31 protein-coding genes are annotated in these 26,514 nt (G+C 58.0%); 27 read left to right on the top strand and 4 right to left on the bottom strand.

Translation table 11 applies throughout. The features are described from left to right. The first annotated feature begins 31 nt into the window (after positions 1-31). The 27 genes from AC0KWY_RS01340 (at position 32) to AC0KWY_RS01210 (ending at position 21,421) form a co-directional block, all read left to right on the top strand. Positions 32-754: a flagellar biosynthetic protein FliR gene (locus AC0KWY_RS01340; RefSeq protein ID WP_474027863.1), complete on the top strand. Its 723-nt coding sequence runs from the start codon at positions 32-34 to the stop codon at positions 752-754. Beyond that, positions 755-1,837: an EscU/YscU/HrcU family type III secretion system export apparatus switch protein gene (locus AC0KWY_RS01335; RefSeq protein WP_474027862.1), complete on the top strand. Its 1,083-nt coding sequence runs from the start codon at positions 755-757 to the stop codon at positions 1,835-1,837. Beyond that, positions 1,834-3,879, top strand: a complete 2,046-nt coding sequence (flhA, locus tag AC0KWY_RS01330) for a flagellar biosynthesis protein FlhA (RefSeq protein ID WP_474027861.1) — start codon at positions 1,834-1,836, stop codon at positions 3,877-3,879. Before AC0KWY_RS01335 ends, flhA begins: the two co-directional genes overlap by 4 nt. Beyond that, complete coding sequence (locus AC0KWY_RS01325) at positions 3,876-4,043, top strand: hypothetical protein (protein WP_474027860.1); 168 nt, start codon at positions 3,876-3,878, stop codon at positions 4,041-4,043. The genes flhA and AC0KWY_RS01325 overlap by 4 nt, the downstream gene beginning before the upstream one ends. After that, a complete protein-coding gene (locus tag AC0KWY_RS01320; RefSeq protein WP_474027859.1) occupies positions 4,036-4,761 on the top strand; it encodes a flagellar hook-basal body protein in 726 nt (241 codons plus the stop codon). The genes AC0KWY_RS01325 and AC0KWY_RS01320 overlap by 8 nt, the downstream gene beginning before the upstream one ends. A gap of 20 nt (positions 4,762-4,781) precedes the next feature. Then, positions 4,782-5,561 (top strand): flagellar basal-body rod protein FlgG, encoded by a 780-nt coding sequence (gene flgG / locus AC0KWY_RS01315; RefSeq protein WP_474027858.1) that lies wholly within the window; start codon positions 4,782-4,784, stop codon positions 5,559-5,561. A gap of 404 nt (positions 5,562-5,965) precedes the next feature. Then, on the top strand, positions 5,966-6,466 hold the full coding sequence (locus tag AC0KWY_RS01310) for a flagella basal body P-ring formation protein FlgA (protein WP_474027857.1): 501 nt from the start codon (positions 5,966-5,968) through the stop codon (positions 6,464-6,466). A 1-nt stretch (position 6,467) separates the two neighbouring features. Next, positions 6,468-7,046: a flagellar basal body L-ring protein FlgH gene (locus tag AC0KWY_RS01305; protein WP_474027856.1), complete on the top strand. Its 579-nt coding sequence runs from the start codon at positions 6,468-6,470 to the stop codon at positions 7,044-7,046. Between the two features lie 12 nt (positions 7,047-7,058). After that, the gene (locus AC0KWY_RS01300; RefSeq protein WP_474027855.1) at positions 7,059-8,168 is read left to right on the top strand and encodes a flagellar basal body P-ring protein FlgI; all 1,110 of its coding nucleotides are present in this window, start codon (positions 7,059-7,061) and stop codon (positions 8,166-8,168) included. Between the two features lie 403 nt (positions 8,169-8,571). Continuing rightward, positions 8,572-9,009 (top strand): flagellar basal body rod protein FlgC, encoded by a 438-nt coding sequence (gene flgC, locus AC0KWY_RS01295; protein WP_474027854.1) that lies wholly within the window; start codon positions 8,572-8,574, stop codon positions 9,007-9,009. Continuing rightward, positions 9,006-9,293 (top strand): flagellar hook-basal body complex protein FliE, encoded by a 288-nt coding sequence (fliE, locus tag AC0KWY_RS01290; protein WP_474027853.1) that lies wholly within the window; start codon positions 9,006-9,008, stop codon positions 9,291-9,293. The genes flgC and fliE overlap by 4 nt, the downstream gene beginning before the upstream one ends. A 40-nt stretch (positions 9,294-9,333) precedes the next feature. Next, a complete protein-coding gene (fliF, locus tag AC0KWY_RS01285) occupies positions 9,334-10,785 on the top strand; it encodes a flagellar basal-body MS-ring/collar protein FliF (protein WP_474027852.1) in 1,452 nt (483 codons plus the stop codon). Between the two features lie 2 nt (positions 10,786-10,787). Beyond that, a complete protein-coding gene (locus AC0KWY_RS01280; RefSeq protein WP_474027851.1) occupies positions 10,788-11,363 on the top strand; it encodes a hypothetical protein in 576 nt (191 codons plus the stop codon). Continuing rightward, positions 11,351-12,115: a FliH/SctL family protein gene (locus AC0KWY_RS01275; RefSeq protein ID WP_474027850.1), complete on the top strand. Its 765-nt coding sequence runs from the start codon at positions 11,351-11,353 to the stop codon at positions 12,113-12,115. Before AC0KWY_RS01280 ends, AC0KWY_RS01275 begins: the two co-directional genes overlap by 13 nt. Before the next feature lie 61 nt (positions 12,116-12,176). Beyond that, positions 12,177-13,451 carry a FliI/YscN family ATPase gene (locus tag AC0KWY_RS01270; protein ID WP_474027849.1) on the top strand — a complete coding sequence of 425 codons (1,275 nt, stop codon included), beginning with the start codon at positions 12,177-12,179 and terminating at the stop codon, positions 13,449-13,451. Between the two features lie 14 nt (positions 13,452-13,465). Beyond that, the gene (locus AC0KWY_RS01265; RefSeq protein WP_474027848.1) at positions 13,466-13,915 is read left to right on the top strand and encodes a hypothetical protein; all 450 of its coding nucleotides are present in this window, start codon (positions 13,466-13,468) and stop codon (positions 13,913-13,915) included. Positions 13,916-13,982: 67 nt separating this feature from the next. Continuing rightward, complete coding sequence (locus AC0KWY_RS01260; protein WP_474027847.1) at positions 13,983-14,615, top strand: hypothetical protein; 633 nt, start codon at positions 13,983-13,985, stop codon at positions 14,613-14,615. Beyond that, positions 14,600-15,016, top strand: coding sequence for a flagellar hook assembly protein FlgD (locus AC0KWY_RS01255; RefSeq protein WP_474027846.1), 417 nt, complete (start codon positions 14,600-14,602; stop codon positions 15,014-15,016). The genes AC0KWY_RS01260 and AC0KWY_RS01255 overlap by 16 nt, the downstream gene beginning before the upstream one ends. Before the next feature lie 9 nt (positions 15,017-15,025). Then, positions 15,026-16,195, top strand: a complete 1,170-nt coding sequence (locus tag AC0KWY_RS01250) for a flagellar hook protein FlgE (RefSeq protein WP_474027845.1) — start codon at positions 15,026-15,028, stop codon at positions 16,193-16,195. Beyond that, entirely contained in the window at positions 16,192-16,974 is a 783-nt protein-coding gene (locus AC0KWY_RS01245) for a FliM/FliN family flagellar motor switch protein (protein WP_474027844.1), read from the top strand. Before AC0KWY_RS01250 ends, AC0KWY_RS01245 begins: the two co-directional genes overlap by 4 nt. A 3-nt stretch (positions 16,975-16,977) precedes the next feature. Continuing rightward, on the top strand, positions 16,978-17,334 hold the full coding sequence (locus AC0KWY_RS01240; RefSeq protein WP_474027843.1) for a FliM/FliN family flagellar motor switch protein: 357 nt from the start codon (positions 16,978-16,980) through the stop codon (positions 17,332-17,334). Further along, the gene (locus AC0KWY_RS01235; RefSeq protein WP_474027842.1) at positions 17,331-17,756 is read left to right on the top strand and encodes a flagellar biosynthetic protein FliO; all 426 of its coding nucleotides are present in this window, start codon (positions 17,331-17,333) and stop codon (positions 17,754-17,756) included. Before AC0KWY_RS01240 ends, AC0KWY_RS01235 begins: the two co-directional genes overlap by 4 nt. Next, on the top strand, positions 17,749-18,537 hold the full coding sequence (gene fliP / locus AC0KWY_RS01230; RefSeq protein WP_474027841.1) for a flagellar type III secretion system pore protein FliP: 789 nt from the start codon (positions 17,749-17,751) through the stop codon (positions 18,535-18,537). Before AC0KWY_RS01235 ends, fliP begins: the two co-directional genes overlap by 8 nt. A 17-nt stretch (positions 18,538-18,554) precedes the next feature. Continuing rightward, on the top strand, positions 18,555-19,274 hold the full coding sequence (locus AC0KWY_RS01225; protein WP_474027840.1) for a sigma-70 family RNA polymerase sigma factor: 720 nt from the start codon (positions 18,555-18,557) through the stop codon (positions 19,272-19,274). 27 nt (positions 19,275-19,301) lie between these two features. Further along, a complete protein-coding gene (locus AC0KWY_RS01220) occupies positions 19,302-19,871 on the top strand; it encodes a tetratricopeptide repeat protein (RefSeq protein ID WP_474027839.1) in 570 nt (189 codons plus the stop codon). Positions 19,872-19,886: 15 nt separating this feature from the next. Then, complete coding sequence (locus AC0KWY_RS01215; RefSeq protein WP_474027838.1) at positions 19,887-20,273, top strand: hypothetical protein; 387 nt, start codon at positions 19,887-19,889, stop codon at positions 20,271-20,273. 68 nt (positions 20,274-20,341) lie between these two features. After that, positions 20,342-21,421, top strand: a complete 1,080-nt coding sequence (locus AC0KWY_RS01210) for a hypothetical protein (RefSeq protein WP_474027837.1) — start codon at positions 20,342-20,344, stop codon at positions 21,419-21,421. A 7-nt stretch (positions 21,422-21,428) separates the two neighbouring features. Here the strand turns inward: AC0KWY_RS01210 and AC0KWY_RS01205 are convergent, their stop codons facing one another. The 4 genes from AC0KWY_RS01205 to AC0KWY_RS01190 form a co-directional block, all read right to left on the bottom strand. Beyond that, positions 21,429-21,620: a hypothetical protein gene (locus tag AC0KWY_RS01205; protein WP_474027836.1), complete on the bottom strand. Its 192-nt coding sequence runs from the start codon at positions 21,618-21,620 to the stop codon at positions 21,429-21,431. A gap of 80 nt (positions 21,621-21,700) precedes the next feature. Then, complete coding sequence (locus tag AC0KWY_RS01200; RefSeq protein ID WP_474027835.1) at positions 21,701-25,063, bottom strand: radical SAM protein; 3,363 nt, start codon at positions 25,061-25,063, stop codon at positions 21,701-21,703. A 140-nt stretch (positions 25,064-25,203) separates the two neighbouring features. Then, entirely contained in the window at positions 25,204-25,926 is a 723-nt protein-coding gene (locus AC0KWY_RS01195) for a transposase (RefSeq protein ID WP_474027834.1), read from the bottom strand. 90 nt (positions 25,927-26,016) lie between these two features. Beyond that, the gene (locus AC0KWY_RS01190) at positions 26,017-26,511 is read right to left on the bottom strand and encodes a contact-dependent growth inhibition system immunity protein (protein ID WP_474027833.1); all 495 of its coding nucleotides are present in this window, start codon (positions 26,509-26,511) and stop codon (positions 26,017-26,019) included. Between the last annotated feature and the right edge of the window lie 3 nt (positions 26,512-26,514).

The raw sequence follows: 26,514 nt of genomic DNA, 5'->3' as shown, positions 1-26,514 counted from the left end.
GCCAAGTCCCCTTACTGCCTGGGCAGCGAGCGTGCTGCTCGTCTCCGTACGCATCGCCATGCTGTTCATCGCCACCCACCCATTTGCAGGCATACCTGTCCCTGCTATAGCCCGCGTGATCTTGATCCTCACATTAGCGGCAGGTCTGGTCGGAGCATCAAACACTGTGGTGCTAAATCTTGACTTGATTTCCTTAGGCTCGTTGATTCTCCATGAATCCATCGTAGGCGCCGCAATCGCCGCAGGGTTGTTTTCTGCTTTTTCCACTTTCCAGTTCGCAGGGCGTTTATTAGATTTCCAAATCGGTTTCGGTATTGCCAGCCTGGTTGACCTTGCTACGCGCAACAACGCCCCTTTACTAGGTACCGCATTGTCGATGCTTGCTGCAGTTTTCTTTTTTGCCATTGACGGGCACTTGGCCTTACTCCGACTTCTCAACCTCTCGATTACAAAATTGCCGCCGGGAACGGGGATCGCAGAACTTCAACTGGATGTCCTTGTTGCTCAGTTCGCAACTTGTTTTTCCTTTGGGATGATCCTTGTTGCCCCCGTTGTGCTTTGTCTTTTTCTTATCGACATCGGGATGGCGTTCATGTCGCGGACAATGCCTCAGATGAATGTCTTCGTAATGTCCCTTGCGCTCAAGGCTCTGGTTGGCACGACAGTATTGGCAATTTCTATACCGTTTGCCGGCAACACCATCCATCGCGTATTCGATTCGATGTTCGACACATGGTCGAGGATGCTGACGTAAATGGCGGATCAAGAACAAAACCGCAACGAGACAGCAACTCCTTTCAAGCTGGAAGAGGCCCGCAAGCGCGGTTCAGTTGCGAAGAGCCTTGATGTCAACTCATTCACGATTCTATGCGCGGGCACCGCAATCCTTCATTTTTTGGGGTCCAGCATCGCAACTGATGAAATGCGCCTGTTCCGCGCAATTTTTTCCAATTCATACCAGGCTTCGTTCGAAATCAATGACATCTCCGCTCTCCTCCTCCAGACGTTTGGCGAAGCCATCATCCTTCTTGCCCCTCTGTTCACAACGTTGATCGTTGTCGCAGTGTTGAGCAACTTCCTACAAACCGGGCCAGTATTCTCTTTCTTTACACTTAAACCTGATTTCGACCGCTTGAATCCCGTTTCTGGTTTCAAACGCATTTTCTCAGTTCGCCTAATCTTTGAATCCATCAAGACCGTACTCAAGTTCTCCGTTCTTGGCGCCATCCTTTACTTCGCACTTCGGGCCGGAATTCCGACATTGCTTCGCAGCATCAACGCCACACCGACAGCATTGGGGCAATTGATCCTGCCACAGGCGAGTGCGATTTTGACGAAGCTTCTCGCTGCCCTGGCGGTAATTACTTCGCTTGACGCCGTATACAGCCGTTGGGATTTTTCCCGGCGCATGCGCATGAGTCGCCGCGAAATCGGTGAAGAACACAAACGCCGCGAGGGCGATCCACGTATCAAGGCACGATTGCGTGAACTGCAACGAGAAGCCGTCAAACGCGCAAAAAGCCTTGGCCGCGTGAAAGATGCCGACGTTCTCATTACCAATCCGACACAGCTTGCCATAGCCATAAAGTACGACCGGGATCGTATCGACGCCCCAGTGGTGGTTGCCAAAGGTGCCGGTTTCTTGGCGGCACGGATGCGAGATATTGCTCGCCAGCACCGGATACCCATGATCGAAAACCGACCGCTGGCCCGAGCACTCTTTCACAAAGTCAGTCTGGAAGAGGCGGTTCCGGTGGAGCACTACAACGCCTTAGCCCGAATCCTTGTCTGGGTCTATTCGCTACGTAACCAGCAGCCAGCAGGAAACCACGCATGATCCGCGCTTTTCGCCAAACCCTTGGCAACAATGCCGACATGCTGCTGATTCTCGGCATGATTGGAATTCTGATCGTACTTTTTTCGCCAATTCCGCCTCGTGCGCTGGATTTCCTATTACTCGTCAATCTCAGTTTCGCGTTGCTGCTGCTGCTGATGACCTTCTATGTCGAAAAACCGGTCGAGTTCTCGACCTTTCCTTCGCTCCTGCTGATCGCCACACTTTTCCGCCTATCCCTCAATATCGCAGCCACCCGCCTTATTCTCAGCAACGGCGATGCAGGACGGGTAATCGGCACGATTGGCGCATTTGTAGTGGAAGGAAACTATGTCATTGGCTTGGTCGTATTCCTGATTCTGGTAGTCGTCCAATATGTCGTCGTGACCAATGGCGCTCAACGCATAGCCGAGGTTGCAGCCCGCTTCACTCTGGATAGCATGCCTGGACAGCAGATGAGCATAGATGCCGATCTCAACATGGGATTCATAGATCAAGCCGAAGCTCAACGCAGACGCAGGAACATAGAGAAGGAAGCCAACTTCTACGGTGCCATGGATGGTGCCAGCAAATTCGTCAAAGGAGATGCCATTGCTGGCATCGTGATCCTGCTGATCGATATATTTGGTGGTTTAACTATCGGCGTCATACAAATGGGCATGTCTTGGCCAGAGGCAGCACAGACTTTCATATTGCTAACGATCGGCGACGGAATCGTTACGCAACTGCCCGCTTTGGTCATCGCCGTGGGTACAGGGATTATCGTCACCCGTTCAGGAACGGACAGCCATCTCAGCCAAGAAATTTTAGGCCAACTGGGTGCCTTTCCCAAAGCCATGCTCTTGGTTGCGATAGCCCTTCTTGGTATCGGCCTCCTGCCGGGCATGCCTTTTTTTCCGGTAATGATCATTGCCTCCACACTGGGTGCTCTCGCGTTCTTCGTCAATCGCGCAACCGGAAGAAGCACCAACAGGACTGCCCCAGAAAAAAACAAAATCGCGGACGATACCGAGAACCTGGAAAGCCTGCTGGAAGTTCCGCCGATTGAAGTCCGTGTCGGGCAAAACTTGATCGATGTCGTCAATAGTGACGACGCGGGGCTCCGCGAGCGCATCGCAGCCTTTCGCAAACAATACGCACTCGAAGCGGGGATCATTCTTCCCAAAATCCGTTTCCGGGACGAGAAACGTCTAACGCCACAGGCTTACGAAATTGCCATTTTCGGCGTCGGATCGGGCAGCGCGGAACTCGTACCAGACCGCTTCCTGGCCATTCATCCATCAGGTATGCGCGGCAAACTGAATGGTATCGAAACGAGGGACCCCACCTACTCTCTACCGGCAGTGTGGATCGACGACAGCCAGAAGGCATCAGCCCGAGCCTCTGGATTCACCCTGGTTGATCCTCTTACGGTATTTGTCACTCATCTGACCGAAATACTACGCCGCAATTCCGCCAGTCTGCTGACCCGAAGTGCCACCAACGCGTTGCTTTCCCGTCTGCGCGAACAGAACGCGGGACTCGTCGAGGAATTGATTCCAGGAGTTCTCTCAGTCGTGGAATTGCAGAAAGTGCTACAAAACCTGCTCCGCGAAAAAGTCTCCGTGCGCCATCTGGAGGCCATTTTGGAAGTTCTAGCCGACGCAGGACGCAGCACAAAAGATGCCGAGCGCCTGACGGAAATCGTTCGGCAACGCCTTGGCCCGGCAATCTGCCAAACATTGCTATCCAGTGCCGGCGATCTACCGGTAATCACTCTGGATCCCGGTATTGAGCAAAAAATCGCTGGCAGCATCCAGAACGCCGACAACAACAGCCGCTTGTTGCTGGAGCCAAAATTCGCCGAGATTGTCGTCGGACGACTCGCTGGCCAAGTTGAGCAGATGATGAAGAGCAACATTGTGCCGGTACTCCTCTGCGCACCCGAATTGCGCCGTCACGTGCGAAGCATTACCGAACGCGTGTTGCCGCACCTGGCGATCCTGTCCATGTCCGAGGTCCCCCCGTCCGTAAATTTACGTTCCTTCGGGGTTGTCAAACTATGAAATTCACCATCCAGAATCGCGAAACCGCATGCTTTTCTGCGAATTTACCGCATGCGCTCAATAAGGAAAGCAAGCAATTAGCCGAAGTTTTGCCTGTTCTTAATCCTTATTTCGCCGACCTCTTTTGCAGCAAAAAAATACTTGGGGAGGAATGGCATGCTTGATCCTATCAACCTGACTGTCGCCAGCATGCAGATTGACATGCGTCGCATGGATGTCATCGCCAACAATGCGGCAAACGCACTGACACCTGGTTTCAAGCGGGAAATACTTGCGGTAACAGGAGGACTCGGTCTGACCGGCAGCAAAACTGATGTCACCGCTCAGCAGGCAGGTGCACAACTTCCAAGGATCACCACAGACCAAAGTCCAGGCACGCCACGGAAGACCGGCACTCCTCTCGATATCGCCATCCTCGGCGAGGGTTACATGGAAGTCCAGACAGACCAGGGCCTCGCCTACACCCGTCATGGCGCCCTCCGGCTCGACGAACGGGGACGACTCGTGACACATGCAGGACACCCTGTTTTTGGCCAGACGGGCGAAATAACGATCTCGAGTCCGACACCAATAATTGAGCAAGACGGAACAGTAATCGACCGAGGCAACACCGTCGGAAAAATCAAGATCGTAACGTTCGAGCGGGCTGAACAGTTGCTCAGTGCAGGAAACGGTCTTCTTGTCCCACGAGACGGAACAACTGCTAACGAAACCTCGCGCCCGCGAATTCTGCAAGGCCACTTGGAAGGGTCGAATGTCGATTCGGCGCGCGAAATGATCACGCTGTTACAGACATTCCGCCATTTCGAGAGCAGCCACCGGTCATTACAGGCTTACGACGAAGTTCGCGACAAAACTTTCCGCAATCTCGGCCAGTTCTGAATTATCAGGGGGACCAAAACATGATGAATTCACTTTATATCGGCGCAACCGGCATGCATGCTCAGCAGCAGAACGTCAACACCATCGCCAATAACCTGGCCAACGTAAACACCACCGGCTTCAAAAAAAATCGGGTCGCTTTCACGGACGCCTATTACAAAATGGCCAACTCAACCGCTCCATACGCCGACGAGACTTCTCCTCCTATTCTCACCGGCATGGGCACCATGTTGTCGAGCAATTCGAAATCGTTTGCGCCCGGCGAAACCAAACGGACCAACGCCCCACTGGACATCGCCATCGTCGGTAACGGCTTTCTCGAAATTCAGCTCCCCGACGGCAGCTCGGCCTACACTCGCCACGGAGCCCTGCAAGTCACCTCCGATGGGATTTTGGGCACCAGTCACGGTTACGCACTCAAGCAGCAAATCCAAATCCCTGCAGAAGCACTTGAGATCATCATTGATGGGACAGGAAAAGTGTCGGCACGAACTCAGGACGAGGATACGCCGATTGAACTTGGGCAAATTGAATTAACGGCATTCGCGAACCCCGACGGTCTGGACCCAATCGGCGAAAACCTCTATGTCGGATCGCAACGCACTGGCCATACGGTCGTCGCGAAACCGGGTGAAAACGGTTTAGGCAATGTCGCTCAGGGATTTCTTGAATCCTCGAACGTCCAGCTCGCTGAAGAAATGGTCAATTTAGTTCTTGCCCAACGCGCATATGAACTAAACGCCAAGGTTATTCAGGCCTCCGATGAGATGCTTTCCATAAGCAACAATCTGAGGCGCTGATCGTGCGGAACTGGATGTTTGTCCTGGCATTTTCCAGCCTCGTGCTTGGCTTGGATTGTCACGCCGGAAACGTCTTCATCAATCTGCGAACTGAAGTAGAGGTCGACCGCGCCGACCTAAACCTCGCTGACATCGCCGAAGTCATTTCGCGTGACCCGGCTAGCGCGAGCAAGCTTGGCGCCACCTTCGTTGCCAGATGCCCCAGTCTGAGTCGTCTGTGCCACATCCAAAAAACTGACATTTCAGAAGCAATCGAGACACTGGCTGCTCAACAGCAGACGAGAGTGATCTGGGGGGCAGCCGAGACTGTTGCGATAAGAGGTCGGAAACGCTCCCTTCCCCTGACATCGGTTATTGACCGTGCAGCGATAGAACTCGTTCAACGACTGGGCAGGGGATCTCCGATGGCCATCAGCATCAGCGAAAGACCTACTTCCGTAGAAGTTCCTCCGGGCAATACAGAATTTCACCCGGAATTTGCGCAGATGCTAAAAGAAGGCTCGACAATCGAGTTACCGATCAACGTACTTGTCGATGGCATCAGTGTCGCAAGACCCGTCGTTCGCTACACGGTCCGACGCATCCCCCACCCGCCAAGAACTGAATCGCAAAGCAATGCGTTTGTCTCGCACACCGAGAACAAAACAGTTCAAGCGACAGTGTTCTCGCCTGAATTACAGGCACAGACACGCGGTTCCGAACGTGCTGTAGAAGCGATGGCAGTCACCAAGAACAAAAAAGTCCGTTTGCTGATCGGATCGGGCCCAGTCCGCATCGAAACTGAAGGAATTGCGCTGGCGGATGCGAGCATCGGCAGCATTGTCGATGTCAAACGCGACAACGGCCTGGCCGCTATCAAGGGGCGCGCCATCGATTACGGAACAGTCGAAATCGAAGACAACTGACATGACTGCCATCATTCGGATTCTCTCCATTGCCGTCATGCTGACGGCACAACACTCCCTGGCAGCGAATCTCTATCGCGCTGAGGACTTCCGGGCACTAACCTCCGACCGACGTGCCCAGCGTGTCGGCGACGTACTGACAGTGCTCGTCGTCGAAAACTCAAGCGCCAGCGCCACGGCCGGAACACGAACTGACAAGGCGACCGACGCTGCCATCAGCCTCACCTCTCCCAGTCGTCAGCGTGGCTACGCCCTAGGCATCGAGAACAACTTTGACGGCAATGGAAAAATCGCCCGAAGTGGCCGATTGCTTGCTCAGTTATCGGTCGTAGTCGTCGGTGTTGAGGCAAATGGTGATCTCAGGGTGAAGGGAGATCAAATGCTTGAACTCAACGGTGAAAAACAGATGATCAATCTAGAAGGACGGGTACGCCCCATCGATATCGGCGAAAGCAATACGGTGCCATCGAACCGTATCGCCGATGCCCGCATTACGTATGTCGGCGACGGAATATTGGCGGAAAGCCAGAACAAGGGATGGCTGACCCGCATGATTACTTTATTCCTCGGGCTCTTCTGAGCCACCCATGACATGACGAAAATCCTGCTCACACTCGCCTGCCTTTTCTTGTGCTCCACAAGCGCGGCAGAATCTGTACGCCTGAAAGACCTCGGCAGAATTGACGGCTGGCGGGAGAATTACCTGGTCGGCCTGGGGGTGGTCACGGGCTTGGCCGGCACTGGCGACTCGGCACGTAGCAAGGCTACCCGGCAGTCAATCGCTAACCTGATGTCAAATTTCGACATAGCTATCGCCTCCGAACAAATCAACAGCCGCAATGTAGCCATTGTCAGCATCATTGCCTCGCTTCCACCGGTAACGCGCCCCGGCGACCGCGTCGATGTCGTCGTAACCTCCCTCGGGGACGCAAGAAGTCTGGTAGGCGGGACTCTATTGCTTTCTCCGCTGAAAGGCCCGGATGGCCAGATATATGCGCTGGCGCAAGGCCCTGTTTCGATCGGTGGCTACCGCTACGATCAAAACGGAAATGTCGCGCAGAAAAACCACCCGACGGTCGGAAACATTCCAGGAGGCGCCCAGATTGAAGCCGAAATCGCTTCCTCGCTGATTCGCCCTGACGGCAGCTTTGATTTCGTGCTCTCCTCCCCGGACTACACCACGGCCCAGCGCATTGCACTCGCCATCAACGCACGATTCAAGGACAACCTGGCCGCCGTAGGAAGTTCCGGCGCAGTACGTATACGTATCCCCGAAGTCGAGAAATCTGGGCCTGCCGGTTTCCTTTCGGCATTGGAGAACATCGAAGTCGTCCCCGACAATCATGCACGTGTCATCATTAACGAACGAACTGGGACCATCGTTGCGGGCGGCGACGTCAAGATCTCCAAAGTCACGATCGCCCATGGCGACCTCAAGGTCTCCATCGTCACTGACTACGCCGTTTCGCAACCTCTGTCTCTAGGCCGTCCGGGTCTTGGCATCCGGACCGAAGTCGTTCCCTATACCCGCATCAATGTGGACGAAGACCCGGGGGGGATAGTCGAGTTTCCCGGGCAAAACACCGTTGCCAATCTCGTGAGGTCACTGAATCGCGCCAAGGCCAACACTCGGGACATCATCGCCATTCTTCAAGGCATCAAAGCCGCCGGCGCACTTCACGCCGATCTGATCATCCAGTAAGCACTCGGAAACGGGAGAAAGCAATGCACTCGAGTTTGACAGGTATCACCGGACTAGCTGTCGGGTACGCGCTCGACGGACTGTCGATGCGACATTCTGCAATTGCCACGAATATCGCAAACGCCAATTCACCCGGGTACCGACCAATGCGCGTCAGTTTCGAAAACCAGTTGGCAGGCATGCTCGCCGAGATAAAGAACGAGTCATCGACGACATCATCCCCAAATCCCCCCCCTCCCCTGGTTTCTTTCGAACCACAGGTCACCGAGCTGTTGCGCAGGAATACCGTGGAAAACGAAATGGTTCAGCTAAACCGTAATGTTCTCCAATACGAAGCACTCATCAAAGGCTTGAATAAATACTCATCGACCATAGCGACCGCCATCAATGAGGGGAGACGCTGATGGATTTCTCGTACGCAGCATCGATCAGTGCCTCTGGAATGGATGTGGAGCGGGCGCGACTTGACGCCTCAGCCATCAATCTCGCCAACGTGCATACCACCCGTACCGCCGACGGGGGGCCGTTCAAGCCGTTGCGCGTGATATCCGGCTTCGGGACGGTTACCCCTTTTTCCGGAACATTCGCCAACGCCGCCCGCACCATTCCGGGGGTACGCTTGGTCAATATCCAGCAAAGCAACGTCGCCCCGCGCGTCGCTTACGAACCGGGCCATCCCGATGCCAATCAGCATGGGTTCGTGGCCTATCCCGGTGTGGACTCAACGGTGGAGATGGTCAATCTGATGACCGCGGTCCGCTCCTACGAAGCGAATCTCATCGCCATGAATGCGGCGAAAGCCATGGCAACCAAGGCACTGGAAATCGGAGGAAATTCATGAACATCGACTTCGTGAGCCAGGCGGCCTTGACCTCCGACGCGAACCTTACCGCGAGCCTTGCCCCGCCGCCATTTTCTCAACGCATTCAGGCCGAAATCGAATCGGTCAATTCCAAATTGACCGCGAGCGAAACCAGCTTGCAGGAATTTGCGGCTGGAAAGCAAAGCAACATTCACCATTTGATGCTGACTCTAGAAGATGCCCGTCTATCGTTCCAGCTTCTGACTCAAGTGCGTAACAAGGCACTGGAGGCCTATCAAGAACTACTGCGGATGCAAATCTGAAACCCGCATGAACAGTCATGAGATTTGACCAGTGTACGAAATGCTAAAACAAAAATGGGATCAACTTTCCTCGCTCGCCAGAGCCGGCCTGATATCCGGTCTGGTCATCATACTGGTGACCCTGGCTCTCGGCTCAATCTGGGTACTGAGAGAGGATTATCAAGTGCTGTTCGCCGATCTCAACGCTCAAGACGCTTCAGCAATGCTGGCGGAACTTGATCGCATGAAGGTTCCCTATCGCCTTGCCGAGGATGGGTCAGCCATTCTGGTAGAACGCGATCTTGTCTACAAGACACGACTCAAATTGATGGGCAAGAGTCTCGATCTTCATGGTGGAGTTGGCTTTGAAATCTTCAACAACGCCGATTTCGGGATGACTGATTTCGCGCAGAAGGTAAATTTTCAGAGAGCACTGCAAGGCGAACTGGCGCGGACGATCATGGGCTTCGACGAAGTCAAGGCTGCGCGCGTTCATCTGGTGCTACCGGAATCCGCCCTGTTCAAACGACAGAACACCAAGCCCAAAGCTTCGATCAGCCTGTTCATGAAAGCAGGCCACCAACTGACACCTGAACAGATATCAGGCATTCAGCGCCTCGTGGCAGCCTCGGTACCGGAAATCGATTCGTCCGCGGTAACCATCGTTGACCAGCACGGTATCGCCGTATCCAAACTGGCGACCGACGAGGACGGCAACGGCAGCGTCTCCGGAAAACTCGATACGAAGCGTCAGATTGAGGAATATCTCACGCGCAAAGTGATCGCTATCCTGGACCGTGCTATCGGCCCCGGGAGATCCATTGTCAGCATCGATGCATCGTTGAACTACGATCAGATCAAGGTCACCAAGGAAGATGTCCTGCCCCTGCCGAATACTTCGGGACAAAACGTCGGTGCCATCACCCGCCGCCGCGAATCGGCTCAGGGAGGCGATTCGTTCAGCGAACTACTGATGACTGGTGGCGGCCCCAAAGGAGAAGGCATGCAAGGTGGCCAACCGACCTCAACATCCTCCGAAGTCGAGTTCATCAATGGCCGACGCGTCGAGCAGGTCGTTTCCCAGCCAGGCAGTCTCCGCAGGTTGAGTGTCGGCGTGATGGTACCGGACATTTCCGATCCGGTTGAACTCGCCAAACTCAAGGAAGTCATCGCCATGGCAGTTGGCGTCAATGCCGCCCGCGGTGATGCAATTGTGGTTTACAACCATAGCCCCGCTGAAACCCCGGAAGACGATCCGCTGCCATCCGGGTTCGAAGACATCAACAAGACAACCGGGTCTGACCCATCGACCGGCCATGGCCTGCAGCTTCCCCCTCCGGCAACCCTTGCTGCCATCGTCCTCGGGATGCTGCTCATCCTCATCCTCGGATTCATCGGCCTCTCGTCGCGGAAGCAACGTAAAGCAAGCGAAACCAAGCCGAAACTTTCTGCGGCACAACGCGAGCAACTGCTACAAGAAATTTCCCTTTGGGCAGCCACGGAAAAAACCTGACGATGTCTGCAAAAATCGAAATTTCACGTCGCTTCGCCTTGCGCCTGCATGCCTTGGATGCGTCGGATCGCACCTGGATTCTGTCTCAACTGGACGACGATACACGCGCCAGACTCGAACCAATGCTTAAAGAGCTGGACAGCCTGGGCTTCTGCATTGATCAGGCGATGCTTGAATCGCTCGCCGACAACGTTCCGGGAACGAAAAGCCAAGCGGACACCTTCCACAGGAATATCGCTTTCCTCGACACGGTGCCCGCAAACTGGATTCTCGGGACGTTGAAGGAAGAACCTCGGGCACTGCGGAACTGCATTGAAAACATTCATCAATGGACTTGGTCAAGCGAATCGACGTTAGCCGCCAACCGCAATTCTCCTCCGCCACATTTTGGCGAGCCTCGGTCCCGGCCTACCCCGCGCGTTCAACAAGCCCTCATTGCTGCGCTTGTCCGGCGATTCGAATCCAACCCTCGGAAATTCAACGAGGCCACACCTGGCCCCCGAAGCTTCAGAACGCCTGCCCCCGCAACAACATCGACAGTTCGAGGCATTTTGAGGTGGCTGCCGTGGAAGCGCTGATCAAATCGCCACAGATCGATAGTCAGGCCGTTAATCTTGACTTGCCGTCCCTCCATCCTGCCCGGGCGCCGCAGCAACCCAGCACAAGCGCATCGACTCAGCACGCCAGTCCAAGGCCTGTTCCCCACCGGCAAGAGACAAGTAGTCCTGCACCTGATATTGCCGAGATTGCGAAAAGTCTGGCAGAGGCCAACGACAGGAAACTGAAAGAGTTGCTCCAGGCAAGACAGGCCTCGCTAGAGGAAGCCGAAGCGAAAGCGGTTGCCGAAGGATACGCCAGAGGTTTGAGCGAAGGACAAGAAGCCGGCAAGCTCGAATATGCAGAAGCAATCCGCACTCTCGCAACCCTTGTCGAATCGGGCAAACATTCCGTCGTCGATCTGTTGAACGAGTCCGAGGCGGTGATCGCCAGCATCGTGTTCGAAGCCGTATGCAAGATCGTCGGCAAGACCATGGCAAGCCCTGAAGCTTGCGCCGCCGTCGTTCGCCAAGTCCTGTCCAGAAGCAGCGAGGGCGAGATTATTTCAGTACTCGTTTCGCCCAGGGAGTATCAGCAACTCAACAACGACGCCGAAGCCAATCCGCTCGGTCCATCGGCAGCGCTGCTCTCCGCGCTATCGCTTGAACCCGACGATCGCATCGAACTGGGTGGCTGCATCCTGACACTCAAGGCAGGAAGTATCGATGGCCGCATCGAAACCCAGTTCCGGACATTCGCGCAGAGCCTGAAAGATGCACTCAAGGGAAAATAGTCGAGCGCGCCTCTGGAACAACTACCTGTCCGCACTCCAGGAGCGCGACTTTTGCTGTGCCATGGGCCGCGTGACCAAGGTCTCGAGTCTGATCGTCGAATCATCCGGGCCGAATGTGTTCGTCGGCGAACTTTGCCGCATTGTCGGACGGGGCAAGCACCCCGCCAATTGCATGGCGGAAGTTGTCGGTTTGCGGGATCGCACCGTCCTGCTGATGCCATTCGGCGAAACCCGCGGCATCGGTCTGGATGGCGAAGTGATCGGCACCGGCCATTCGGTTTCGATCGCTGTCAGCCCATCCCTTCTCGGACGAGTCATCGACCCGTTCGGGCGCCCGCTCGATTCGCAGCCGTTCGAGCAGTCGCATGAACAGATAGCCTTACGCGGCCAGCACCGCAATCCGCTCTCCCGCCGAAAGATTACCGAGGTTTTCGAAACCGGCTTGCGCGCGATCGACACCTTCCTCCCGGTCGGAAAAGGACAGCGGATTGGCATATTCTCGGGCAGTGGCGTCGGGAAAAGCACGTTGCTCGGCATGATCGCGAGAGAATCCCGTTGCGATATCAATGTGATTGCACTGATTGGCGAACGTGGGCGAGAAGTCGGCGATTTCCTGACCAAGACACTGGGGCCGGCCGGGCTCGCGCGCTCGGTCGTGGTCGTAGCGACATCCGACCAACCGGCGCTGGTCCGTGAACTGGCTGCGCACACGGCAACGGCGATCGCCGAATATTTCTGCGCTCAGCGCCGGGATGTCCTCCTGATAATGGACTCGGTAACCCGCTTCGCCATGGCCCATCGCGAAATCGGCCTTTCCGTCGGCGAACCGGCAACCGCCAGAGGCTACACCCCCTCCGCCTTCGCGGCCTTGCCGCGCCTGCTGGAGCGTGCGGGCAGTTTCGAAAACAGCGGCTCGATTACCGGCATCTATACGGTTCTGGTCGAAGGAGACGATCTCCACGAACCCGTGTCGGATCACATGCGCGCCATCCTTGATGGGCACATCGTTCTTTCGCGCGACCTGGCCAACCAAGGCCACTATCCGGCAATCGACCTGCTCAAGAGCGTCAGCCGTCTAGCCAGCGATCTATGGACCAGGCCGCAGCGCGAATCCGTTCGTCAAGCGCTTCGACTCCTCAGTGTGCGCGAACGGTATCGCGACATGATCGACATCGGAGCCTATCGTGCAGGCTCCAACCCCGAGGTCGACGACGCGATCGCCGTCTATCCCGCCCTCGAGAAGTTCCTGGCCCAGGGGCCAGAAGAAAATCCCTTGCGCGACGACGCATTCCTGCAACTGCAAAAACTGCTTGCCCCTCCGCGCCACAAGCCATGAACCGGTTAACCGACGTGAACACGATTGCGCGCCTCACCGCAATCAAGCGAGAAGAGCTGGATCGTTACCGGCAGGATCTTGTTCGCCTCGAAAAGATTGTCGATGGCGAACGCAAGCGCTTCCAAGCCGCTCGCGAAGCCGAGATCGATTTCCTCGACGAGGCCCGACGTGCCGAGGCTGTCCGGCGAACGCTAGACGCTCTGGCAATGATCGAACGGCGACGTTACCTGACGCTTTTGCAGAACAGCAGGGAGAAGCAACAGACCGCACTTGAGCAAGCGATCAAGCAAAGAGATCAAGCGCAACGCTGTCTCGAAGCCGCCTTCACCGAAATCCGCAGCCTGGAACGTCTGGCGGAGCGTCGTCTGGACCGGATCCACTCGGAAAACCAGCGGCTCGAATACAAGCGTGCCGACGATCTGGAACTGACCAACAACATGCACCGGAGAAGCACCCATGCCTAGTGTTCATGCTTCGACCCAAACCGCCCTCACGTCGGATTCGACAGCGCTCCGCGGCTCCGATCATGGCGTGAAGCAACGCTGGCTGAAAACACTCGAAGCGGCCGGGTGGCGCGATGCCTTGCGCGAGGCAAAGACATTCGCGACACCGGATCGTTCCGGCATCGAGGCAGACACCGGCGAACGTGACGCCCCTACCCAGGGAATGTCCGGAGGCGACGACACACCGGAAAATAGCAGGCACACCGGGAATCCGAGAACTTCGTACTGCAAGGCTGAAAACGAGAGCCAGACACCCCCCCCGAATGCGAACACCCAGGGCGCAAGGGGACGCTCAGCCAACCCCGAAGTCTCGGTCGCCGGCTTCGCCCCTCTATCGAGAAAATCGCAGGACGGTAACGGCAAGAACGATTTCCCGATCCAGACGGCACGCCAACAAGCGAGCGAAATGCAGCCCAGGAACTGGCTGGCCAGAAACATTTCCGTGCTGCAATCCGGCCCGGGCCTGGAGCTCTGGATTCGCGACAGCACCATGACCCGTTCGGGGCTGGTCGGCCTGCTCGCCGACCTGCGAGCTTCCATGGCGGAAATGGGCAGCAGCCTCGTGCGCGTTTCGCTGAATGGAAAACCCTTATATCCGCTTCTCTCCGGCAAGCCGGAGAACACCATTTCCAAGGAGGAACAGACATGGCCGTCGATGTAATCGGTGGGGGAACAAGCAGCTCGACGCAAACGGTCGACCTGCAGCAATCCAGCCTGGGGCAGGAACAGTTCCTGCGCATCCTGCTGACGCAACTCCGGTTCCAGGACCCACTCAAGCCAATGGACAACCAGCAGTTCCTAGCGCAGATGGCCCAGTTCTCGGCACTTGCGCAGACCTCTCAATTGAACGACCGGATCGATACGCTGTTGACCATTCAGTCGGCAAGCCAGTCTGTCGGACTGATCGGCAAAAGCGTACAGGTGGAAACCGAGAACGGCGCGCTGATCGGCACCGTCTCCACGCTTACCTTCGCCGACGGACAACCGAACCTCACGGTAACGACTGCCAGCGGCGAAATCCTGACCGGGGTCCGGCTTTCTCAAATTTCGCTTGTGCGCTAGGAGCCTCTCATGCTCGATTCAATTTACATCGGCACCACCGGCCTGACCAGTTTCTCCGAAGGCCTCAGCAACATCAGCAACAACGTGGCCAACCTGAACACGCCGGGATTCAAGGGATCGCAACTGGAGTTTCTCGATCTCTTCTATCGTCACCAGTATTCCGGAACGATGTCCTCCCGGGGAAGCGGCGTAGAAACCGGCGCAACAGTGCTCGACTTCTCCGACGGCGAATTCCGCCAGAACGGGAACGATCTGAACGCGGCCATCGACGGCAACGGCTTTTTCGTTCTCCGCAAGGATGGCGAGATTTATTACACGCGAGCGGGGCAGTTCGAAATCGACGAAGACGGATTCCTGATTGCTAGCACCGATGGCGCGCGCGTCGCCGGGCTGCAAGGTAATGCCCTTGCCGACATCTCAGTTGCCGGCAAGCGGAGCAATCCGCCGAAAGCCACCCAGTTGCTGAACTTCGCCAACACCCTGTCGACCACCTCAAGCACCTTCGATGTCCAGAACATCACGGTATTCGACAGCCTTGGCGTCGAGCATACGCTGATCCTCAAGCTGACCAACGACTCGGCAAACACACCAGGCCGCTGGGCGTTCGAACTGAAGGAAAACGGCAATACCCTGAGCAGCGGAGAAATCAAATACAGCGGCGACGGTTCGCCAATCGCCGGATCGGAAAAGCACAGCTTTTCATACGCTCCGGGAAGCGGAGCGCAGCCGACTCAACTGACCCTCGATTTCTCGGATTCGACGTATTTTTCGGCAGCCGCTTCGACGCTGAAAGTTGCCAAACAAGATGGTTATGCCGCGGGCTTCCTCACCGGTATCGCCCTCGACAGCGAAGGCAAACTCGTCCTCAGCTACTCCAACGGCCAGACGCTCAAGGACGACCGGCTGGCGCTTGCCTGGTTCGACAATCTCGCCGCCCTGCAGAGTCAGGGCGGCAACCGCTACACCGTCTATGGAGAAACTTCGCGCATCCTCGGCCAACCGGGAACGAACGGCATGGGCAAACTCCAGACCGGCGGCATCGAACTCTCTAACGTCGATCTGGCCAAGGAGTTCAGCGAACTGATTCTCCTGCAACGCGGATATCAGGCATCGTCGCAGGTCATCACCACAGCCAATGAAATGATCCAGCAACTGGGCGAAATCCGGGGGCGTCGATGAGCATGGCGCTGCCGTTCCGGCTTATCGGCGATACCGAGCGCGCCGCATTGCGAAAAGCGACGCAGGAAGCCACCCAGGCCTGGGCGGCCGACTGGTTCGCCACCGCACCATCGACGGCAATCGCACTCACCGCCGACTGCGGCCCACAAGCAGCCCCATCAGGCACATGGATGATTACCAGCATCGATGCAAACGCCTGGGTCGCCTGGAAACTCGACGATCAGCCATGTCGGGAATACGCGCAACTCCTGCTCGATGCACCGCTTGGCTCGATTGCCAAGCCCACGCCGCTGCTCCGAATGCTGATCGACGACTGCCTGCACGATCTGGCGGCCCGCTTACTGCTCGCCGCCGGCCTGGGCGATGCGGGCCTCACGGTTGCCAGTGGATCGCTGACGGAGTGGCGTACCGGCTACGGCTCGGGTGCCGTTTCGGGATCTCTGGGCGGTGATCTTCCGCAGCAGGAATTCGTCCTTGGACCTTCCGTCGTTGCCGGCATTTCCGCTCGGCCATCCGCCCCACCGTTGGCAACGCCAGAACTCCTGCCGCGAACCAATGCCATCGGCTCGGCAAAAACCCGGATCGAACTGCTGCTCGGAGAAGCTGAACTCAGTCTGGCCGAGCTTGCGAATATCAGCGTCGGCGACGTCATCCGGCTCAAATCGCCGTTTCGCGAGCCACTCACGGTCAAAACCGTCGATGGCCAGCCCCTGCTCAAGGCCCACCTTGGCACCCGCAACGGCCGCAAGGCATTACAAGTTATCGGAAAAGCGAGCTAGTCCATGCAAGAAAACACACACCATCAAACCACCGCCTCCCCCTCGGCGCAGATCGTCAATTTGCAGGAATTGCCCCAGCAGCAGGCAACCGGTCCCAAACTGCTGGACGGCAACCTGGCGATCATTTCCGGCGTCAGGGTCAAGATCGAAGTCATCGCCGGCACCGCGGAACTCTCCATCGGCGAACTCTTCTCGCTGCAAGCAGGCTCCGTGCTCAATCTGGACCAGTTGAAGGACGCCCCGCTTGCCGTTCGCCTCGACGGACGCATCGTCGCCCAAGGCAACCTGGTGGTGATGGGCGACAGCTTCGGAATCCGTATCTCCGACGTGCTGCCACTCAATCCGGCGCCGACGGAATGAAAGGCATCGCCCGACGCCTGCTGCTCGTGGGGGCGCTGTGCTTCAACGCGGCGCTGGTCAACGCCGAGGAAGGCATCCGGCCGTCCCCCTCGCCCCAGCCGATCCCCTACAAGATCGACACCACACCGATCGAGGAACAAGGAATGCGTGCCACCGCCGTCCTTTTCCTGTTGCTCCTCGCCACCGGGATCGGCCTTTATGCGCTGCGCAAGCGCGTCCCGCGACTCGCCGGGATCGCCCCCGGCGGCAACCGCTTGCGGATCATCGAGCGTACCCGCTTGAATCCGCGCTGTACCCTCTATCTGGTCCAGTACGACAGCCGCGAACTGCTGCTCGCCCAATGTGGCGACCACCTCGTTCGCCTCGACCCACAGGCGACGCCACTCCCGAATGCCGGAACCCCGGAGACGACAGATGCCTGAGGCGCGCTCAAAACCCTGGTGGCGGCGCTCGACACTGGCACTCATACCGGTGTTTCTATTCCTGCTCGTCGTTTCCCCGCTCAGCCTTGCCGCCGGCGACCCAAGCATCCGCGAGTTTTCCGATGCATTGCGCCCCGTCACCGGAAAACCTGGGGAAATCTCCACGGCGATCCGCATTCTCATCCTGCTCACCGCCTTGAGCCTGATTCCGGCGATCCTGATCGCCACAACGTCCTTCCTGCGCATCATCATCGTTCTCTCCATGCTGCGCCACGCAATGGGGATGCAGGACACGCCACCGAACGCCGCGTTGATCAGCATCGCGCTGTTTCTCACGCTGTTTTCCATGATGCCGGTCTGGTCGCAGGTCGACCAGAAAGCCTGGCAACCCTTCCAGCAAAATCGTCTGTCGCCGGAAGCCGCGCTTCAGGAAGGTTTCAAACCAGTCCGCGAATTCATGGTGCGGCAGACGCGTGAACCCGACCTGGCGCTGATGGTCGAGCTTTCCGGCGCCAGCCAACCGGAGACCATGGACGACATCACCGCCCTCCAGCTCATCCCGGCCTTCATGCTGAGCGAACTGCGGACCGCTTTCCAGATCGGTTTCATGATCTTTCTTCCCTTCCTGCTCATCGACCTCATCATCGCCAGCATCCTGACCTCGCTCGGCATGATGATGGTGCCGCCGGTAATGATTTCGCTGCCGTTGAAGATCCTGATGTTCATCCTGATCGACGGCTGGAATCTGGTGGTTCGCTCGCTGATGAGCAGCTTCCATTGAGCAGCTCGGAAATGGATATGGCGCTCCTTGACGAACCGGCACTCTGGCGCCGCTTCGTCAAGGAGCGTGCGGCAACTGATCGCGCGGCACTGATCGCACGCCACGCCGAACTGGCGCGCATCCACGCGGCAAAACTCTTCGCCGCCCGGCAGATCGCGGACATCGAATTCGACGACTTCCACCAATACGCGCTGCTCGGCCTGCTCGAAGCCATCGATCGCTACGACCCGGAACGGGGCGCCAGTTTCCCCACCTACGCCAGCCATCGCATCCGGGGTGCAGTCCTGAGCGGCATCGAGAAATACTGCGAAAAGCAGCAGCAAATTGCCGCCCGCACGCGCATCCGCGAGGAACGTTTCCGGGAACTGCTCACCGAAGTGACCGCCGTCGAAGCGGACCCCTTCCTGCGCCTCGTCGAACTGGCTATCGGCACGGCGATCGGCTACATGTTGGAAGACTCGAGCATGTACCAGGCCAGCGAGGGTTCCTACGAGCACAATATCTACCGCAGCCGCGAACTACAGGATCTGTCCCGCACCCTCGACGGTCTCGTCGATACACTCCCGCCTCAGGAACAAAGCGTGATTCGCCACCATTACTATCAGCATGTACGCTTTGAAGAAATCGCTACCAGGATGGGAGTCAGCAAAGGACGCATATCGCAGATCCACCATCGCGCCCTGCAACGCATGCGCGAACACTACGACGAACTGCGCCAATTACGCACCGACTATTGACCCGAACGCTTTAAGAAAGGACGCGCCATGCCCACAAACAACACTGTTTTCGACCGCGACGAATACCTCCACCTGGCCATCGAAGCTGTCCGCCGCGGCGATCACGGCGCAGCGCTCGGCTACCTGAAGGAAGGTGGCGGACACTATCCGGACGACGCCCGGATTGCCTACATGCTGGGCGCCGAATACGCGCAGATCGGACTGATGGATCGTGCGGAAGCCGAAATGTCGCGCGCCATCGAAGTCGATCCGACACTGTACACGGCGTGTTTCCAGCTCGGCCTGCTGCAACTGACCCAGGCCAAGGTGGACGCAGCAACCGACACCTGGCGCGGCCTAGACGCCCTTCCCGCCGGACACGCCTTGCGCCTCTTCCGCGACGGCCTGCAAGCCCTGGCCGCCGACCGCAACAGCGAAGCCCGCAGCCTGATCCAATCCGGACTGAGCGCCAACGATTTCAGCCCCGATCTCAACCGCGACATGGAAAACCTCCTGGCGCGCATCCCCGACGACAGTGCCGACGACACCGCGGAGCCGCCCGAAGCAAGCGGGCATGTCTGGCTCAACGCCTACCAGAACAACGACCAGCCGAACTGACGCGAAGACGAAAACATGGACCCGATCAACCCCCTCAACGGCCTCGCCGAACTGTTGCGCAAACGCGTCGCCGCCGAGCTTGCCGGCAAAGCGGAAGCCCGGGTTCCAGTGCAGCAAAATGGAACGGAAAGCAGCTCCATCGGCCGCCCCGGCGTTGACACCCTGCGCCGTCGAATCTCCGACGACATCCGGCGCCTCGACCCCGACGACCCGGCGCGCCGAAAGAAAGCCTTGCGGCTTCTCGTCGAAGGCGCGCTGACCTGGCAATTCGGTAGTGCCGTCCTGAACGACCCGAGGTTTGCCGAACTGGTTTCCGAAGTTCAGCAAACCCTTGAAAACGATCCGGGCGTCTCCGACCTGCTGACGGCAGCCATCCACGACAAGCCTCCGCCAGCGGAATGACAAGGCACCAAGGCCTCCAGTGTTTATCAAGCTTCCGCTTTCCATGAACGAATAGCCGCGATCTTCCCATGCTGCCTTTTTACCAAACCAACCTACTTCATCATTTCAAACACGTACAGGCTTGGGTGAGCGAACACCAGGCAACGGCTTCGGTGACGATGCCGGATGGCGTCCTGCGTGTTCAATGCGGCAATCGGACTTTCGATTTCCAGCCGCAATTCCGGGCTCTTGGGCAAGACAACAAGCCGATCATCTGGTTCGAACTGACCCCATCGGCAACCGGCTTTTTCGGCTGGCTCCCCTATTTCAACAAGCAATGGGATGTTGCGCGCAGCAAGCTTGCCTTCAAGAAATTTGCATCTGAGCTTGGCCTCAGAACCACCGCGATATCCCACCTGCGCAACGGTGAACTCCAGGAAGTGCTCATCAAGCGTGACGTATCGTCGTTCAGCGAGGGCATTCGCGGTCCCTACCGCCTGGATTCAGCGGATCCGGCAATTACGCAGCTTGGCGAAGGGGAGTTTTACGAACAGTTCATCAACGGCAGAATACTCAAAGCGCAGTACTGGAACGGTCGGCCCGTGGCAGTGGAGCTTTACGAGCCGGCATGTGTCCGGGGAGATGGGAGACGAACGATCCGCGAACTGGTCGCCGACAAACCGAGAATTACGCCACGACCGGTCAACGAAGCAATTGTGCAGGCGATGGTCGAGTTCATGGGACATACCCTGGAAGACGTTCCGCTCCCTCTTGAGCGCGTGCGCGTCGACTATCGCTACGGTTCGGCGTTGTTCGACATCGCCCTGCACAACACCAACACGCTGGCAACGCTAGACCCGATCATCGGCGATCAGATTGCCCTGGCCGGGCCGCTACTGGAACTCGCCATCCCGGAGCCCATCCGCAAGAACACCGTATTCTCGGCTGACGCCATGGTGGACGATGCGGGAAACGTCTGGTTTCTCGAGATGAACTGCAATCCTCACCTGCATCCCGACATCTATCCAGTGATGCTCGACAGCCTTTTCGCGAACGCAGACGTCATTGACGACAATCTAAAGCCACTGCATCTGCGTCGCCACAATCCATTTACCGCATCGCTTCCGGCAATTACTCAGAAAATGCCGAATGCGACTGGCAAACACTGACCAAAAATCAACCGCAAGGACCACACAAACGGATGCTCGCTGATTTGACCGCGCTGTTTCCATCGAGCGCACGGGCGAGTTCCGCTTGCGATACCTTGCCCGGATTCTTCTTCATGCTGCTTCGCGGTTTATCACCACTAGCGTGCTTCACTTCCGCAGCAGGTTGCATAACTTCAGTGCCGATATCCAGTTTTTTCATTTATCTATCCTTTCGATGGTTAAGCCGTCAAAATCCGCCAAATGGCATGAATTGCAATCCGCATAATAAAACCAGCCAATCTACAACGCAAACTCGAGAACCATTCTGCGAAACAGCAAGCGCTTCAACTCGCAATCGCGGTCGTGGCGAAACAACGATCCAGTTCGCGCATGGGCATCCGCCGCGCAACCGCCGGCGCAATAGGCTTCGATTTCACAACCATGGCATTCCGGTATACGCCCGCTGACACGCGACGCCATCAGCTTGAATGCGTCGCTGCGTAGCGCCGCGCCCAGGTCATGGCCATGCCCGTAGTTCAGACGCAATGCGCTGCATGGCGAAACGTCGCCCTGCGGATTGACGGTCAACTCGTCGCCAACCGCGGCGCAATAGGCATTGCGCCGGGTGCGCCCCAGCAATGAATTCCAGGCATGCAAGACCTTGCTTGGCGAAAGGTCGACCCCCATTGTTTCGCCGTAGCGCACCGCATCCACCAGATATTCGACCTTTTCCTCGTCGGACAGGGCAGACTGCGCCGACAAATCGAGCATCGACAGCCCGTGCACCCCGAGACCAATCTCGGCGGAGAATCGCTCCTGCAGTTTAGCCACCCAGTCCACGACCGCACGCAGTTGCCCGATGTTCGATTCAGTGAGCGTCAATCCGATCGAAACCGGGCATCCCCCGGCCAGTAACCCCTCGATCCCCGATGCCACCCGCTCGAAAGTTCCCTTCCCGTTTTTCAAACGCCGATTGAGATCGTGCGTCGCTCCGACGCCATCCACACTGACGATGACTTCAACACCGGCTGCCGCCAGCACGCGAATGACCTCCGGGCGCAAATTCAGCGCATTGGTGTTGAGCAGTTTGCGCACTGCGATCCCCGTCGCGTGCCGGTCGATGAAAGCCAGGGCACGCTCGATGACCGTCCAATTGAGTAGCGGCTCCCCCCCGAAAAACCGGATGCAAACTTCATCTCGCCGTTCGCGCTGCGCCAGATCCAGAAACTGCTCGATAGCCCGGAGCGCGGTAGCCTCATCCATCGATGCCGATTTTGCGGCAGCGTGATCGACGTAGCAGTACGTGCACCTCATGTTGCACTGTTCAGTGATGTTCAAGCGAAGATTGGCCACGCTACCAGGCGAAGGCGGCTCGGGTACCGCCGTTTCGGCGTCGGCCTCTGCCACCAGTATCCGCTCCGAAAACAAGCGTTCAAGCAACGTGGCCGGCAATTGCACCAACGCCGAGTCGCCGAAACTGGCCGCATCGTCGGCGCCGGCGGCAAAACGCCCCAGCAGGTCGGCAACGGCGGAATCGGTGCGCACGGCACCGCCGTGGCGCCGGTTGAACAGCAGGCAACGCTCGCCTTTCCTGATCACGCCGAGGTGATCGGTCACGCGCGGGGCCACTCGCCGGAAGCCCGAAGCGGCAAGCCACTCCTGCTCCAGCACCTCAAGCGTGGCACCGAAGGCCCCGGCAAACACGGCCCGATAGTCATCGGCGAGAACCGTCCCCTGCAGAAAACGGAAGAAAACCTGCGCACCATGGCGCTCGACCAGATGGCTGACAAAACTCCAGGATTGCCGATAGTAGGGATTATCGGCCGGCGGCGAAGCGTCGAAATCGGTGAGTGGCGCGCCACCGCTTGCGTCCAGAGCGGAGAAACCAATGACCGCCCGCGCCTCGGCGCCCCCGGCGGGGCATGGTCCTTTGGCCAGGTATTCGCAAACCCCTTCCTCAAGCCAGGGCGGTAGCTGGAAGCGGTTCTCGCCGAGAAACACATGCGCCAGTTCGTGACACAAGGCCGGCAAGGCATCGGCATCGTTGGCCAAGGCCGCTGCAGCTTCCCAGCGCACGACAACGATTCTCCTCGCAACGACGAAGACCCTCACCCAAGCGGGAAGCGTCGCCGCCCCCCAGAATGCGGCGAGTTCGGATTCCCGCTCCGCCAAATAAACCAGGACCGGCCGCGTCGGCGAAGGAAGCGGATAGGCTCCCAAGCGCTCGTAACAGGCATGCAACGCCCGCACCAAGGCAATACCGGCATCACGTCGCGACGCCTGGGCAAACACGCAAAAGCGCCCGCTGTCATGCAATGCCAGACTGCCAGCCCCCCGTGCCAGAAGCCACTCCCTTTCCTCGTCGCGGCCTTCCGGCAACAAGACGGATTGTTCCAGATAGCGCGCCATCAACGGGCTCGGCTCGGGCAAGACAGACTGGTCCGCAGGCCAGGCGAACTGGCGAAGCCAGGCCAGTTCATCCCTGGTGACCGGGATCGAATGCCCAAGCAATCGGTGCCTCAGCAGGCGCTGACCGTCAAGCGTCTGTACCTGCAACTGCCGGGAAAGGACGAGGCGTTCCCCGTCCGAAAAAGCCCGCTCGCCGCCATGCGCCAAAGGCAAGGCATCCAGGACGCTCAGTGCAAGCGCGCAGCCGTATTGGAATCCGCCATCGTTCCCCTGGTGGTACATCGCCAAGCCGCGCAGATACCCGCCACAACTCGCATACAGGGAACAGGACTGGCAAGACGACAATTTCGCCGTCCAGTCATCGCACAAGGCCAGACAAGCGGCCGAACCCAGCAAGCTGCGCAGCTTGTCCGAGCGGACGTTTCCCAGCCGGGAATCCGGATAAGGCGACAAAAAGACGTCCCCCGCCGCATCAACGATCAGGGGCGGCAGCGCCAGTTCGCCCGCCGCATCAGGCGGCTGGCACGGCACCGGGGCAAACGCTTCAGTTGACAGAATGGCACGCGCCCACGGCCCGCCAAGCTCGACCCCTCGCGCCCGCCCCAGCGCCCGCGCCGCCAGCAGTATCCGGGCGATCTCGGCGGACGACTTACCGCCGAGACTGGTCCCGCTCGAAATGTCGGGACGGGCCACATAGATGCGATCGACATTGAACTGACAGGCCAGATCGACAAGATCCCCCAGCCGGTCGATGTTGGCCGCGGTCAGACAAGTATTGAACTGCATGCGACAACCGGCAGCGGCAAACCGCTCGATGCCGCGCCGGGCGCTTTGCAGGGTCGCCTTGCCGGTTTGCGTGCAGCGGCTGCCGTTGGCAAGCGCATCCGCCCCGTCGATCCCGACATGAACATCGATGCCGGCCTCGCTGCAGAACCTGGCATGCTCGGCGCGAGCCAGAGTGGCATTGGTATTGAGGATGTAGGAAAGCCGCCCGGCGCCGGGCGCGCGCCCGGCATGCCCGACGGCGGCGGTCAGGGTTTCCCAGTTGGTGAGCGGCTCGCCCCCGTAGAACTCGACCTGCAGGCCGGCCCCGGACGCTTGTCCGAGCGCCGCGAGAGCGGCATCGATGGCTGCGCAAGCAACTTCCGGAGGCATCCGCCCGGAGGGGTTCCCTGGGGGGCCAGCAAAAACATGACAGTAGTCGCACCGCAGGTTACAGAGGCCAGTGGTGAGCAAGCGAAGACGATAGGACATGGCACAAGCAGAAATCATCGTTTGAACAGCGGACCGCTACACCTCGTCGGCCAAGACCGCCGATATTCGCGAACCCAAACCGCGCGCGCGGCGGCACAAAGGCGCCGGGAAGCGGCGCAGGGGCAGAGGGCGCCTTCCATTCACCCCTCGTCGAACAGTTCGCCGGACGCCGGCATCGTCTCCTGGCGCGGCCGTCCCGGTCTACCCGGCAAGGTCCGCCGGCCAAGCACCGCCGCCACCTCTGCCGCGAAACGCTCGCTGCCGAGCACGAAATTGCCGTTGCTCGCCCGCCGAATCCGGTCCACCAATCCAGGTTCCAGTTCGTACCGGAACAGTTCGCGATAAGCCGCCTGGCGAGCCGATGCTTCGCCGCCCAGGGCAAGATAAAGCCGATGCGGCCGGAGCAGCGGGTTCGCATCGCCCTGCGCATTGGCGCAATAGCTGGACCAGGGATAGTCGCCCGGATGCGCCACCATCCCCGCCCGTACCGGATTCAGTTCGATATAACGCTGGCAGGCCAGCAGATAATCCTCTTCCTGAACCGGGCACGAGCGGAAACGCCCCTCCCACAAACTCCCGCTGCGCCGATAGACGCGATTCACATACTGCACGTAACGCTGCCCCAGCGCCTTCATCAACGCCCCCGTCGCCCCCGCGCGATCCGCCGAAACCAGCAGATGAACATGGTTGGTCATCAACACATAGGCATGCAGACAGCACCCCGTCTTGTCGGCATACTCGGCCAACCACGCCAGGTAAGAACGATAGTCCTCGTCGGCAAAAAAACAGGCCTGACGATTATTGCCGCGCTGAATCAGATGCTGGGGAACTCCCGGCAAGAACAGGCGCGAACGGCGTGGCATGAAAGTCTTTCCGGAAGGAACAAGGCAACAAGTTCAGTCAAAAATCGGGGTCTGTCCCCTATTATTGTTCACTCCCCTTATCGTCCAGGGTTAGCGACATCTACTCAGTGCAAGTAGCACGCTCTCGCCTAGATCATGCGTTGACGCCGTCTCAGAGATCAACACGTGATCTTCTTGCTCGACCCCTTTACCGCTCCATGCCTCTAATTTTTCGTGGCACGTTGGCCGGATACTCACAGTTCCTCCTGAACTCTCAACTTGACAGAGCTTCATCTTTTTGAACAGATCCCGCCGTGTTGCATAGCCGAATCTCTGCATCAGGCCAGAAACCCAATCTTCATACCTGCGCTCAATGGCAGTAGCGTCAAAGAACTGACCTATCTCCTCGGGCATCAGCGTTCGACTCTCCGAAAGCGCATCCAGGAGAGCTTGTCCAAGCGCTTGCGATTCAGGTTCCGCTGGCAGAAAGATCAATTGTCCGGCTGGATCACCTGCCGTTCGGCGCAATCCCGAACATGTCCGGACACAAATGAAATTTTCATTTGCGTAGATCGCAGCCCACTTTTTTCGAGTCGCTTCGCTCACTAA

The sequence above is a fragment of the Azonexus sp. MM2026_4 genome, assembly GCF_055901855.1.
The sequence above is the reverse complement of the archived record's forward strand: the minus strand, read 5'-3'. Positions and strand labels throughout refer to the sequence as shown.